The organism is Alkalithermobacter paradoxus (assembly GCA_002029295.1).
Lineage (GTDB): Bacteria > Bacillota > Clostridia > Peptostreptococcales > Peptostreptococcaceae > Alkalithermobacter > Alkalithermobacter paradoxus.
In genome coordinates this window covers 1-13,349 of the sequence record MZGW01000014.1, presented here as the reverse complement: position 1 = coordinate 13,349, position 13,349 = coordinate 1, and the positions used below count along the sequence as shown (strand labels likewise).

The following is a 13,349-nucleotide window of genomic DNA, read 5'->3' as shown; positions in this document are numbered from 1 at the left end:
CTGCTAATAAAAAAATCATGGAAGATTCAGTCTCAAAAACTGATATCTGCCCATGATTTTTAGGTCAACTTTTTTTGTTCTAGGTGGACTTTATTGTCACTAGGTGAACTTTTTTTGGAGTGTACATCTTTTCAATATTTCCACTTCAATAATTCATCTATTTTTCAGTCCATAAATAAAAAATCATGGAAGATTCAGTCTGGAAAACTGATATCTATCCATGATTTTTAGGTCAACTTTTTTTGTTCTAGGTGAACTTTATTGTCACTAGATGAACTTTTTTTAAAGTGTACAGTAGGAAAAAACCTACCCTTTTTAATCTATTCAACTGTTACTGATTTTGCTAAATTTCTTGGCTTATCTACGTCGCATCCTCTTTTTACAGATACATAATAAGAAAGAAGTTGAAGTGGTATTACTGTTAATATACTTGCTAGTATATCATTAACTTTTGGTATATAAATTACTCTATCTGCAGCTTTTTCTACTTCTTTGTTTCCTTCTTGAGCAACTGCTATAACATAAGCTCCTCTAGCTTTTACTTCTTCCATATTTGAAACCATTTTTTCGAATAATTCACTCTGACTTGCTATTGCAACTACAGGAATGTTTTCTTCTATTAAAGCTATTGTTCCATGCTTTAACTCTCCTGCTGCAAATGCTTCTGCATGCATGTAAGAGATTTCTTTTATTTTAAGTGCACCTTCCATAGCAACATAGTAGTCAAGTCCTCTACCTATATAGAAAGCATTTTTAGCTTCTTTTATTTCCTCTGCTATTTTCTCTATTTTGTCAGAGTTATTTATTATTTCTTCTATCTTACTTGGTATATTGCCTAAATCAGTTATAACTTGGTTATAAAACTCTTCTGTTATAGTTCCTTTCTTAATAGCCATATCAAGTGCTATCATATATAAAGAAACTAATTGTGTTGTGTAAGCTTTTGTAGATGCAACTGCTATTTCAGGTCCTGCCCAAGTATAGAATACATCATCAGCTTCTCTTGATATAGAAGACCCTACTACATTAGTTACAGCAAGTATTCTAGCTCCCTTTGACTTGGCTTCTCTAAGTGCTGCTAGTGTATCTGCAGTTTCTCCAGATTGGCTTACAACTATTAATAATGTATTTTCATCAACAAATGGATCTCTATATCTAAACTCAGATGCTACGTCTGTTTCTACTGGTATCTTAGCGAACTTTTCTATAGCATATCTTCCAACAAGACCTGCATGATAAGCAGTTCCACAAGCAACTATATATACCTTGTTTATTTTATCTAAATCTTCTTTTGTAAGGTTTATATTATCTAACTTTATTTTCTTATTTTCATCAAGTCTTCTAACTAATGTTTCTTTTGTTCCACTTGGTTGTTCATTTATTTCTTTTATCATGAAATGATCGTATCCACCCTTAGATGCAGCCTCAACATCCCATGTTACATGATATATATCTCTTTTTACTTCTTCTCTATTTTGGTTGTATATCTTAACTTCATCTTTAGTTAAAACTACAACTTCTCCATTTTCAAGTAAATATACATCTCTTGTATATTTTAATATAGCTGGAATATCTGATGCTATGAAGTTTTCTTCTTTTCCTAGTCCAACTATAAGTGGGCTGTCTTTTCTAGCAGCTATTAGAGTATCTGGGTAGTCTTTGCAAGTTATTCCTAATGCATAAGCTCCTCTTAATTTTTCCATAGCTTTATATACTGCATCAAGTAAATCGCCTTTGTAGTATTTATCTATTAAATGAGCTACTACTTCTGTATCCGTTTCTGATTTGAATACAACTCCTTCACTCATTAATTCTTCTTTTAATTCCATGTAGTTCTCTATTATTCCATTGTGAACTACAGCTATAGTTCCATCCATATTAAGGTGTGGATGTGAGTTTCTATCAGATGGTGCTCCATGTGTTGCCCATCTAGTGTGTCCTATTCCTAAGTTGCCATCTACTGGATATTCTTTAAGATTTTCTTCAAGAACTGCAAGTCTTCCCTTGAATTTTCTAACTTCTAAATTTCCTCCAGTGTTAATCGCAGCTCCTGCTGAATCATAACCTCTGTACTCAAGTTTTGATAGTCCTTCTATCAATACATCTGTTGCCCTTTTGTTACCAATATAACCTACTATACCACACATATTTTTTTACCTCCCTAAATTTTATATTTTATATTTAAGGAGAAAGGTCTATTCACTGATGTTTATTTTGTGTCTATAATCACTTATAGATTTTGTTAAACATCTCTCGGTTGTGAACCGCAGGGTATCCGCCGATAATTCGATAAGCCCTGTCCTCGTCAACTTAATATAAATTAAGTCCTGGCGCTCTAGGCATAGAAATTTATGCCTATGATAATTTTGATTGTATTAAATTAGCAAGGTTAGTTGCTAATTCTTTTATTTGACCTTCCTCTTTTCCTTCAAGCATTACTCTAACTAGTGGCTCTGTGCCAGATGGTCTTATAAGAACTCTTCCATTTCCATCTAGTAACTTTTCTATTTTTTCTATTTCTTCTTTTATTTGTATATCTTCTAGATATTTATCTTTATTTTCATTTTTTACTCTCGCATTTATAAGAACTTGAGGATATTCTTTCATTATAGATGCAAGTTGTGAAAGTGTTTTGTTTTCTTTACAAACTATTGAAGATAGTACTAAAGAGCTTAATACCCCATCTCCTGTAGTGTTGTAATCTAAAAATATTAGATGTCCTGATTGTTCTCCCCCTAGATTATATCCAGATTTTATCATTTCTTCAAGGACATATCTATCTCCAACTTTAGTTGAAACTGTTTTTAATCCATTTTCCTTTGCTGCTATGTGAAGCCCTATATTACTCATTACCGTAACTACTACAGTATCATCTTTTAGTTTTCCTTGCTTCTTTAAATGGCTTCCACATATAGCCATTATATGATCTCCATCTACTATTTGACCCTTTTCATCTACTGCTATTAATCTATCTGCATCTCCATCGTATGCAAGACCTAAATCTGCTTTATTCTTTACGACTTCTTCTTGAAGATCTTGTGGATGAGTAGATCCGCAGTTTAGATTTATGTTCTTTCCATCTGGAGTATTATTTATAGTAATTACTTTTGCTCCTAGTTCTTCAAATACAGAAGGTGCAACCTCAAATGCAGCTCCATTTGCACAGTCTAAAACTACTTTTAGATTACTCAGGTCTGTACCTATTATTTGCTTTATATAATTTATATAGTCTCTTTTTCCATCTTTGTTGTCTATTTTTTTTCCTACATTTTCTCCTGTAGGTTTATAATCAATTTTGTCCATATTAAATATTAAGTCTTCTATTTTTTCTTCTACTTCATCAGGAAGCTTGTATCCATCTTTATTAAAGAATTTGATCCCATTGTATTCTACTGGGTTGTGTGATGCTGATATTACAACTCCACAATCTGCTTCATATAATCTTGTAAGGTAAGCAACTGCAGGTGTTGGAACTACACCAACAGATATTACATCTCCACCTACTGACATTATTCCTGAGATTAAAGCAGCCTCAAGCATATCTCCTGATATTCTTGTATCTTTTCCTACTATTACTTTTATGTTCTTTTTTCCTTCTGTAAGAACATATCCGCCTGCTCTACCTAATTTATATGCAAGTTCGCATGTAAGTTCAGTATTAGCTATACCCCTTACTCCATCGGTTCCAAATAGTTTACCCATTCTTGCCCTCCTTAAAAAGAAAAAAAATAAGGGCATAAATACCCTTATATTATATTACCATATACCTTATTAATTTACAATAAATTTACATAACAAAAGGCCACATAAGTGGCCTTTGTAATTATTTTACTGCAGCTGCTCCTCTTGCAAGAGCTTCTTCATTTATTGGTATTAATTTTTCTTTGCTTGGTCCAAATACTTTTCTAAGAGCTTCTACTACAGTTTCTACTTTTACTATTTTAGTAAGCTCAAGATAAGCACCAAGCATAACCATATTTGCAACTTTTATGTTTCCAAGTTCTTGTGCTATTTCATTAGCTGGTACATAGTAAGCAGTAATGTCTGTTCTTTCTGCCTTATCTTCTATTAATGAGCTGTTTATTAATATTTTTCCTCCTGGAACAATAGCTGACTCAAATTTAAGTAAAGAAGGTAAGTTCATAACAACAGCTGTACTGCAGTCGTTTGTAACTACTGGTGATCCTACTGGCTTATCAGAAACTATAACAGAACAGTTAGCTGTTCCTCCACGCATTTCTGGTCCGTAAGAAGGAAGCCAAGAAACTTCTTTCCCTTCAAGCATTCCTGCGTAAGCTAAAAGTTGTCCCATAGACATAATCCCTTGTCCACCGAATCCTGAACAAATTATTTTTTCTGTTGCCATATTACTTCACCTCCGCTACGTCTTTAACATTTCCTAATGGGTAGTAAGGAATCATATTTTCTTCTAACCATCTAAGAGATTCTACTGGATGAATTCCCCAGTTTGTTGGACAAGTAGATAAAACTTCTACTATTCCAAATCCTTTTCCTGCTATTTGAACTTCAAAAGCTCTTTTTATAGCTTTTTTAGCTTTTCTTATGTTAGCTGGGTTATTTACTGATACTCTTTCAACAAATACTGCTCCATCAAGTGTTGCAAGCATTTCAGAAACTCTAATAGGTGCTCCTGCATGGCTTACATCTCTTCCAAGTGGAGATGTAGTTGCTTTTTGTCCTGGTAAAGTTGTTGGAGCCATTTGTCCACCAGTCATACCATATATAGCGTTATTTACGAATATTGTAGTTATTTTTTCTCCTCTAGCTGCTGCATGAACGATTTCAGCTGCCCCTATAGAAGCTAAGTCTCCGTCACCTTGATATGTAAATACTACGCTATCTGGGTGAACTCTTTTGATTCCTGTTGCAACTGCTGGTGCTCTACCGTGAGCTGCTTCGTGCATATCACAGTTAAAGTAATCATAAGCTAAAACTGAACATCCAACTGGAGCAACACCTATTGTTTTTCCTAATACTCCTAGTTCTTCTAATACTTCTCCTACTAATCTGTGGATTATACCGTGAGTACACCCTGGACAGTAGTGAACTTCTTTCTCTGTTAATCCTTCAGTTCTTTTGAATACAACTGCCATTATCTAGCACCCCCTAATACTTCTTTAGCTTTTTCTGCAATCGCATCTGGAGTTGGTATCATTCCACCAGTTCTTCCGTAGAAGTGAACAGGAATTCTTCCCTCAACTGCTAATTTTACGTCTTCTATCATTTGACCCATACTCATTTCAACAGACATTATGTTCTTAGCATTTGGTATTTCGTTGAATGCTTTGAATGGGAATGGCCATAATGTTTTAGGTCTTATAAGTCCTGCTTTTATTCCTTCTTCTCTTAAAGCATCTACTGTGTTTTTAGTTATTCTTGCAGTTGTTCCGTATGCAACGAATACAAACTCTGCATCTTCTGTTTTGTACATTTCGTATTGAACTTCATTTTTCTCTATTTCTTTATATTTAGCATCTAATCTAATGCAGTGATCTTCTAATTGTTGTGGTTGTAAGAATAAAGAGTTTATTATGTTTGGTTTTCTCTCTCCATTAGTTCCTGTTGTAGCCCAAGTTTTTTCTTTTAATTCTCTTCTCTTAGGAGCTTTGAATTCTACTGGCTCCATCATTTGTCCTATCATACCATCTGCTACAACCATAACTGGAGTTCTGTAGTAATCTGCAACATCAAAAGCTTCCATTACCATATCAACAGCTTCTTGTATTGTAGCTGGAGCGTATACAGGAGTTCTATAGTCACCATTTGCTCCTCCTCTTGTTGACATGAAGTAGTCAGCTTGAGATGGTTGTATACCACCAAGTCCTGGTCCACCTCTCATTATGTTAACTATAACAGCTGGAAGTTCTGCTCCTGCTATATAAGATATACCTTCTTGCTTTAAAGCAATTCCTGGTGAAGAAGAAGATGTCATTACTCTTGCTCCTGAACCAGCTGCTCCATAAACCATGTTTATAGCTGCAACTTCAGATTCTGCTTGTAAGAATACTCCACCTATTTTAGGTAATTCTTTTGACATATATTCTGGTAACTCATTTTGAGGTGTTATAGGATATCCGAAGAAGTACTTACAGCCAGATTCCATCGCTGCTCTACCTATAGCTTCGTTTCCTTTCATTAAAACTTTAGCCATTTTATTTCCCTCCTTATTATTATCTATAATTAGTCTCTTTCCACAGTTATAACTAAATCTGGACACATCATTGCACAGTTTCCACAGCCAACACATTTTTCTTCTTCACTTACTGTTGCTGGGTTGTATCCTTTTTTGTTTATTTTACTTCTATCCATTATAACTATATTTACTGGACATACTGTTGTGCAAAGTTCGCATCCTTTGCAACGGTTTTGCTCAAAACTTACTCTTCCTTTAGCCATTGTACACCCTCCTTATATTAAAAACTTTGATGTTTATATTAATTAGGCTTTTTAGGCCTTGAAATTACATCCAGTCTTCTCTCATGTAAAGCTTTATAGGGAATATTTCTCCTTCTATATCCTTTGGCATTTGGTCTACTAAATGCTCAATACAAGATACATACCTAATAGGTATTCCTGTCATTCTTGAAACTTCTTTTGTTAGTTCTTGTCCTCTTAGTATATCTTCTACTGTTGTTTGTCTTATAAAGTGAGTATTGTTTATAAGTCCTGTAACTTTCACATTAGTTACAGCTTCAATCTCCCTTATATGTCTTATTACATCTTCTGCAGTTGAAGTTTTTTCTCTATTTGCATTAACCACAAACAGCATATCATACTCACCCTCTTTTAGAAGATGAGAAAATCTAGCTAGTGCTCTAGCTCCTATTGAATCTCCACCTACATCCATAACATAGTTATAGCTATCATCCTGAAGTGGAGCCATAACTTGAGCTGATACAGCAGGTACATCTACTGCTGTTGCCTGCACAGATGTATCTATAGGCATTATGTTTTTACTTTGTAGAAGATCTCTTTTTTCTCTAGTTCTAAAGTATACATTAACTACATCTAAATCAGCTATTGCAACTTTTCCTTCTACAGCTTCTCTTAGCTTCATCACATAGTTTATAGCAAATTCTGTTTTTCCACTTCCATAATGTCCTATTATAATTCTTGTTCTTTTGTCATTTATTATCATAAGATCACCTACTAATATGTCTTAGCTGCTTCTTCCCCTTTTAACACTCTAAGTCCACCTTGAGCTAAAGCTATCATTTCATCTTCTCCTGGATATACTTTAACTTCTCCTATGAATGAAACTCTTTCTTTTATCCACTCTACGAACATTTTTGAGTAAGCTATTCCACCTGTTAAAATTATAGCATCTACTTTTCCTTTAAGAACTGCTGAGCAAGCTCCTATTTCTTTAGCTACTTGGTAAGCCATAGCTTCGAATACAAGTTTAGCTTTCTCATTACCTGCTTCTACCATTTCTCCAACTTCTCTTGCGTCGTTAGTTCCAAGGTATGCTACAAGTCCACCATTTCCTTTTATCATTTTCTTTATATCATTCAGTGTGTATTTTCCTGAGAAACACATTTTAGCTAAATCACCTACCGGAAGTCCTCCACTTCTTTCTGGCGAGAATGGTCCTTCTCCATCTAGTGCATTAGCAACATCTATAACTCTTCCATTTTGGTGAGCTCCAACTGATATTCCTCCACCCATATGAGCTACTATTACATTTACTTCATCGTAAGATTTGTTAACTTCTTTTGCAAATCTTCTAGCTGTAGCCTTTTGATTTAATGCATGGAATATACTTTTTCTTTCTATTTCTGGCATACCTGATATTCTTGCAACATCTTGCAGTTCATCAACTACAACAGGGTCTACTATAAATGCTTCACATCCTGCTTTTTGTGCTATTTCTTTAGCTATTAATCCTCCAAGATTTGAAGCGTGCTCTCCTAATACTCCTACTCTTAAATCTTTGATCATATCTTCATTCACTTTATATGTTCCACCAGCTATAGGCTTTAAAAGTCCGCCTCTACCTACAACTGCATTTAATTCCTCTATTTTAACTCCATTTTCTACCATTGCTTCTTCTATTACATTTTTTCTAAATTCAAATTGATCTGCTATTTTATCATATTGTCCTATTTCTTCTGCTGAATGTCTTAGGGTTTTTTCAAATACTAGTTCTTCGTTATCAAATACTGCTATTTTAGTAGATGTAGATCCTGGGTTTATTGTAAGTATTCTAAATTTTGTATCCATATTGCCCTCCTAGTATGCTGTTTTTTATTATTTGCTAGCTGTTAAAACTCCTAAAGCTATTGAGTTTAGTTTCGTTTCTTCATTATCTGCTCTAGATGTTAATATAATAGGTGCTTTTGCTCCTACTATAACTCCAGCATTTTTTGCATTTGCAAAGAATACCATAGACTTGTAAAGTACATTTCCAGCTTCAATGTCTGGTGCTAGTAATATGTCTGCTTTACCTGCTACTGGATGATCTATCCCTTTATGTCTTGCTGCCTCTACTGACACTGCATTATCAAGAGCGAAAGGTCCTCCAACTATACAGCCTTTAATTTCTCCTCTTTTGTTCATTTCTTCTAATTCCTGAGCATGAACTGTGTCTATCATTTTTGGATTTACTTTTTCTTTAGCACATATTACTCCAACTTTAGGCTCTTCTATATCCAATCCATATGCTATTTGACAAGCATTTTCTATTATTTGCTTTTTAGTTTCAAGATCTGGTGCTAGGTTCATAGCAGCATCAGTTACTAAGAATAATCTATCGTATCCTGGAACATCAAATACTGCAACGTGGCTTAATACGTTTCCAGTTCTAAGTCCTATTTCTTTGTCAAGAACTGCTTTTAGTATTATAGAAGTGTCTACAAGACCCTTCATAACCATATGAGCTTTTCCACTTGAAACAAGCTCTACAGCTTTTCTTGAAGCTTGAGTTAAATCTTTCTCATCTATTAGTTCATAATTGTTTAAATCTATATTAAGTTCATTTGATAATTCTTTAACTTGATCTAAGTCACCAACTAGTATAGCATTTGCTATTCCTTCTTTTCTAGCCATTTCTACAGCCATTAAAACTTCTTTATCTTGTGCACAAGCTACTGATATTGTTTTAGGTCCTCTTTCCTTTGCGTACTTTATTACTTCTTCAAAGTTTCTCATTAACAATTCACCTCTTGTTCATATATTTTAGCAACTTCTTCTTTGTTAACCACTCTCAAAGCACCTTCATTTAAAGCTTTAAGTTCATCTTCTCCTGGCTCTACAACTACAGGAGCTATAAAGCTTACCATGTCAGTTATATAGTCAGTTAGATATTTAGAGTATGCTAATCCTCCAGTTATAACTATAGCCTTAACATCTCCATTTAATACAGTGGCCATGGATCCTATTTCTTTAGCTATTTGGTATCCCATAGCATCAAATACTAGTTTTGCTCTTTGGTCACCATTTTCTATTAACTTCATAACTTCTCTTGCATCATTAGTTCCTAGGTATGCTACAAGTCCACCTTTTCCTCTTAGCTTAGACTTTATTTCATTGAATGTGTACTTTCCAGAAAAGCACATTTTAGCTAAATCTCCTACTGGAAGTCCTCCACTTCTTTCAGGTGAAAATGGACCCATTTCATTTGCATTATTATAATCTATATTTTTTCCTTTTCTTACAGGAGCTACACTTATACCTCCTCCAAGATGTGCTACAATCATATTTATATCTTCAAATTTATATCCTAAAGAACTTGCAACTCTTCTTCCTACTGCTTTTATATTAAGTGCATGTCCTAAAGACCTTCTAGTTATCTGTGGAATTCCTGATATCCTTGCTATATCTTCAAATTCATCTACTGCAACTGGGTCTACTATGTAACTTTCTATATTTTCCATATCAGCTATAGCTTTTGCTATTATTCCTCCAAGGTTTGAAGCATGTTCTCCTTGAATTCCAACTCTTAAATCTTCTATCATTTTATCAGTTACTTTATATGTACCACCTGGCATAGGTCTTAAAAGTCCACCTCTACCTACAACTGCTATTAGTTGAGATGTAGAATATCCTTCTTCTTTCATCCAATCAAGAATGATATTTTTTCTTAACTCATACTGATCGCATAATTTCTCATATTTTTCTAGTTCTTGTGAAGAATGTGTTAAATTTTTTTGGATAACGTTTTCATTTCCTTTAAACATGCCTACCTTAGTTGAAGTTGAACCTGGATTTATAACAAGAATATACTCTCTTGACACAGTATCACCTCATGAAAAGTTTTTTCTATTTATATGATATCTCTAAAATATAAAAAATGCAATAAAAAATGCAGTCATGCGACTACATTTTTGTATACAATCTTATTATTATCTGTATATTTCAACGAATTTTGGCATTATATCAACATATTCAACCGGATATGGTATATAATACTTTAGCTCGTATTTTAAATGTTCAGGATCTACTTCTTGCATATTGACAAAAATTTGTATATCTTCTTCTTTTAGTTTTGAGTCAAATTCCTCTAAATATACTACTTTAACCCGTATCTCATCAGGTAGATTATTTTTTGAAATGTCTAAATTTTGTATATTGTTGTTGAAGTTTATTCTTGATTTAGGAATATAGAACTCTTTTGATATTATCTTTGAAACCTTAAAGTCTATACCAACACTTTTTATTGTAGTATCTATATTTTCTGGGATTATAAGATTTACAAATTTCTTTGTGCTTTCTTTTAAATTGGATATATCTACCTTCTCTGTGTATATAGCATCTATATTATCTAAGTCTCTTTTATTTCCGTATATAGTAACCATCTTGTTATCTAAATTATATGATAGTAACTTATAACCTTTATCTGATATATCGTTCATATCCACTTTTATAGGCACTCTTTTGGAATTTAGTACATTCAAGTTTACATATGTGTATCTATCCCTTAAATATACTCCTTCTACTGTATTTCCTTGTTGATCTATTGGTATAATTTCAGCTCTAACATTAAAGCTATGTTCTTTATTCTCTAAATTTAGCTTGCATATCAATTTATCCACTTTGCTAACTATACTCTTTGGCCCTTCTATCCATGTTGATTTAGGATTTAGATTTATATCTGAAACCTTTACTCCTTCTTTTGGTGTACCCTTTGTTTGTACTTCTATTTCTTTTCTTAAAACAACATTCTCTTCTACTATTACAGTTAACTTATCTGGTATTATTGTGTATTCTATATTGTTCGGAAGCTCTATTCTAAGATCTATTTTATTTTCTCCAAGCTGAGGGTTTTTTATTGTCCCGTATACCTTAATTACATCTCTTGTTATATCTTTCAGTAATGATCTTCTAGCTCTAAGAATTACATTACTTCTTAGTCTTGTATTATGATCTATTGTCATTCCATTATCTTTTAGTTGTTCTAGATTTGTTATGGTTATAGGAATATCATTAAAATCTCTTATTAGTATAGGGTCTGCCTCAGCCATCACATAAACCCACATAAAAAAAGCAAAGAATATAGATATAATCTTGATTTTCAAGTTATTTTTGAATATATTTATCATTTAAATAGACCACCTTTTTTAAATATCCCTTTATTCTCGCTTTCTTGTTTTAGTATTTTAGTTAATAAATCTTTTATATATTCTTTGGTTATATTTCTATATAATTTACCATTCTTTGCCATAGATATGTATCCGTTTTCTTCTGATACCATAAGCGATATACAGTCTGATTTTTCACTTATTCCAATTCCAGCTCTATGCCTTGTGCCCAGTTCTTTATTTAGGTTTTTATTTTCAGTTAGTGGCAAAAAACATCCTGCAGCTTTTATTTTGCTATCCTTTATAACTATAGCACCATCATGAAGAGGTGTATTTGGTATGAATATATTGATTAATAGCTGTCTTGTTATTTTTGCCTCTAGTATTGTACCTGTTTGGATTATATCATTTAGTCCTGTTTCTCTTTCTATAACTATAAGTGCTCCTATCTTTTGTCTTGATAAAGAGTAGAGTGCTTCTACTATTTCTTCTATACTTTTGTCTATGTTTTCATTCTCAAAATCAGTATTACTTCTTATTATAAATTTAGTTCTACCTATATATTCTAAAGCTCTTCTAAGCTCTGGCTGAAAAACTATCAAAAGTGCAATAAGTCCAACTGTCATTGTATTTATAAGTATCCAGTTTATTACATGTAACTGAAGAAGCTCACTTGCTTTTGTTGCAACTAAAAGTACTATTATACCTTTAACTAATTGTTCAGCTCTTGTTTCTTTTATGAGTGTGTACAATTTGTAAAAAGCATATGCAACTATTGTTATATCTATAATGTCTAAAATCCCTATGTTAGTTATTATATCTCTTATATCCCACAATATGCTTAACCCTCCTATTAACTTTATACGAGTTAATTATTTCATAAGTTATCTAAAATTTCAATAAGTAAACTGTCCTTATTTTATTACATAATAATTCATTATTCGCTTAAATGAGTAACTGTATACAAATTATTGAAAACGAAAAAGAGCTTCATCCGAAGATGAAGCTCTTGCTATATTGGTGTGCCTGAAGGGATTCGAACCCCTGACACGTGGCTTAGAAGGCCACTGCTCTATCCAGCTGAGCTACAAGCACAAACTGGAGCGGAAGACGAGATTCGAACTCGCGACCCTCGCCTTGGCAAGGCGATGCTCTACCACTGAGCCACTTCCGCTTAAATAATTGGTGCGGGTGGAGGGACTTGAACCCCCACGGTTGCCCGCTAGATCCTAAGTCTAGTGCGTCTGCCAATTCCGCCACACCCGCATGTTTGGAGCTGGTGATGGGACTCGAACCCGCAACCTGCTGATTACAAGTCAGCTGCTCTGCCAATTGAGCTACACCAGCAATATTTAATTTGGCGACCTGGAAGGGACTCGAACCCTCGACCTCCAGCGTGACAGGCTGGCATTCTAACCAACTGAACTACCAGGCCAATTTGGTGGGATTAACAGGGGTCGAACCTGTGACCCCCTGCTTGTAAGGCAGGTGCTCTCCCAGCTGAGCTATAATCCCATATTTGGTGACCCATAGGGGATTCGAACCCCTGTTACCGCCGTGAAAGGGCGGTGTCTTAACCACTTGACCAATGGGCCATTGGTTGCGGGGACAGGACTTGAACCTGTGACCTTCGGGTTATGAGCCCGACGAGCTGCCAACTGCTCCACCCCGCGATGTTCCTCTTGGTGCCGAGGACCGGAATCGAACCGGTACGGTCTGTAAGGACCGCAGGATTTTAAGTCCTGTGCGTCTGCCAGTTCCACCACCTCGGCTTATTGGCTCCAAGGGTGGGACTCGAACCCACAACCT

The 13,349-nt window shown here is 34.3% G+C and carries 12 protein-coding genes and 9 tRNA genes; all 21 read right to left on the bottom strand.

Annotated elements, in window-relative coordinates:
- Positions 1-320: 320 nt before the first annotated feature.
- Positions 321-2,147 (bottom strand): glutamine--fructose-6-phosphate transaminase (isomerizing), encoded by a 1,827-nt coding sequence (glmS, locus tag CLOTH_RS10075; protein ID WP_079413668.1) that lies wholly within the window; start codon positions 2,145-2,147, stop codon positions 321-323.
- A gap of 208 nt (positions 2,148-2,355) precedes the next feature.
- Entirely contained in the window at positions 2,356-3,702 is a 1,347-nt protein-coding gene (glmM, locus tag CLOTH_RS10070) for a phosphoglucosamine mutase (protein ID WP_079413666.1), read from the bottom strand.
- 121 nt (positions 3,703-3,823) lie between these two features.
- The gene (locus tag CLOTH_RS10065; RefSeq protein WP_079413664.1) at positions 3,824-4,366 is read right to left on the bottom strand and encodes a 2-oxoacid:acceptor oxidoreductase family protein; all 543 of its coding nucleotides are present in this window, start codon (positions 4,364-4,366) and stop codon (positions 3,824-3,826) included.
- A 1-nt stretch (position 4,367) separates the two neighbouring features.
- Positions 4,368-5,114, bottom strand: a complete 747-nt coding sequence (locus tag CLOTH_RS10060; RefSeq protein WP_079413662.1) for a thiamine pyrophosphate-dependent enzyme — start codon at positions 5,112-5,114, stop codon at positions 4,368-4,370.
- A complete protein-coding gene (locus CLOTH_RS10055; protein ID WP_079413660.1) occupies positions 5,114-6,172 on the bottom strand; it encodes a 3-methyl-2-oxobutanoate dehydrogenase subunit VorB in 1,059 nt (352 codons plus the stop codon). The genes CLOTH_RS10060 and CLOTH_RS10055 overlap by 1 nt, the downstream gene beginning before the upstream one ends.
- 29 nt (positions 6,173-6,201) lie before the next feature.
- On the bottom strand, positions 6,202-6,417 hold the full coding sequence (locus tag CLOTH_RS10050) for a 4Fe-4S dicluster domain-containing protein (protein ID WP_079413658.1): 216 nt from the start codon (positions 6,415-6,417) through the stop codon (positions 6,202-6,204).
- A 64-nt stretch (positions 6,418-6,481) separates the two neighbouring features.
- Positions 6,482-7,159 (bottom strand): ATP-binding protein, encoded by a 678-nt coding sequence (locus CLOTH_RS10045; protein WP_079413656.1) that lies wholly within the window; start codon positions 7,157-7,159, stop codon positions 6,482-6,484.
- Between the two features lie 11 nt (positions 7,160-7,170).
- Positions 7,171-8,244, bottom strand: coding sequence for a butyrate kinase (buk, locus tag CLOTH_RS10040; RefSeq protein ID WP_079413654.1), 1,074 nt, complete (start codon positions 8,242-8,244; stop codon positions 7,171-7,173).
- A 27-nt stretch (positions 8,245-8,271) separates the two neighbouring features.
- Positions 8,272-9,171 (bottom strand): phosphate butyryltransferase, encoded by a 900-nt coding sequence (ptb, locus tag CLOTH_RS10035; protein WP_079413652.1) that lies wholly within the window; start codon positions 9,169-9,171, stop codon positions 8,272-8,274.
- Positions 9,171-10,256, bottom strand: coding sequence for a butyrate kinase (gene buk, locus CLOTH_RS10030; RefSeq protein WP_079413650.1), 1,086 nt, complete (start codon positions 10,254-10,256; stop codon positions 9,171-9,173). The genes ptb and buk (CLOTH_RS10030) overlap by 1 nt, the downstream gene beginning before the upstream one ends.
- A gap of 108 nt (positions 10,257-10,364) precedes the next feature.
- Positions 10,365-11,561 (bottom strand): CdaR family protein, encoded by a 1,197-nt coding sequence (locus CLOTH_RS10025; RefSeq protein ID WP_079413648.1) that lies wholly within the window; start codon positions 11,559-11,561, stop codon positions 10,365-10,367.
- Entirely contained in the window at positions 11,558-12,376 is an 819-nt protein-coding gene (cdaA, locus tag CLOTH_RS10020) for a diadenylate cyclase CdaA (protein ID WP_079413646.1), read from the bottom strand. Before cdaA ends, CLOTH_RS10025 begins: the two co-directional genes overlap by 4 nt.
- A 182-nt stretch (positions 12,377-12,558) precedes the next feature.
- Positions 12,559-12,635, bottom strand: a tRNA-Arg gene (locus tag CLOTH_RS10015).
- Between the two features lie 4 nt (positions 12,636-12,639).
- Positions 12,640-12,714 (bottom strand) — tRNA-Gly (locus CLOTH_RS10010).
- 9 nt (positions 12,715-12,723) lie between these two features.
- Positions 12,724-12,806, bottom strand: a tRNA-Leu gene (locus CLOTH_RS10005).
- Between the two features lie 5 nt (positions 12,807-12,811).
- A tRNA-Thr gene (locus CLOTH_RS10000) sits at positions 12,812-12,887 on the bottom strand.
- Between the two features lie 11 nt (positions 12,888-12,898).
- Positions 12,899-12,975 (bottom strand) — tRNA-Asp (locus CLOTH_RS09995).
- 4 nt (positions 12,976-12,979) lie between these two features.
- Positions 12,980-13,055: transfer RNA gene (locus tag CLOTH_RS09990), tRNA-Val, on the bottom strand.
- Positions 13,056-13,060: 5 nt separating this feature from the next.
- Positions 13,061-13,135 (bottom strand) — tRNA-Glu (locus CLOTH_RS09985).
- 2 nt (positions 13,136-13,137) lie between these two features.
- Positions 13,138-13,213 (bottom strand) — tRNA-Met (locus tag CLOTH_RS09980).
- Between the two features lie 10 nt (positions 13,214-13,223).
- Positions 13,224-13,312, bottom strand: a tRNA-Leu gene (locus CLOTH_RS09975).
- Positions 13,313-13,349: the final 37 nt, after the last annotated feature.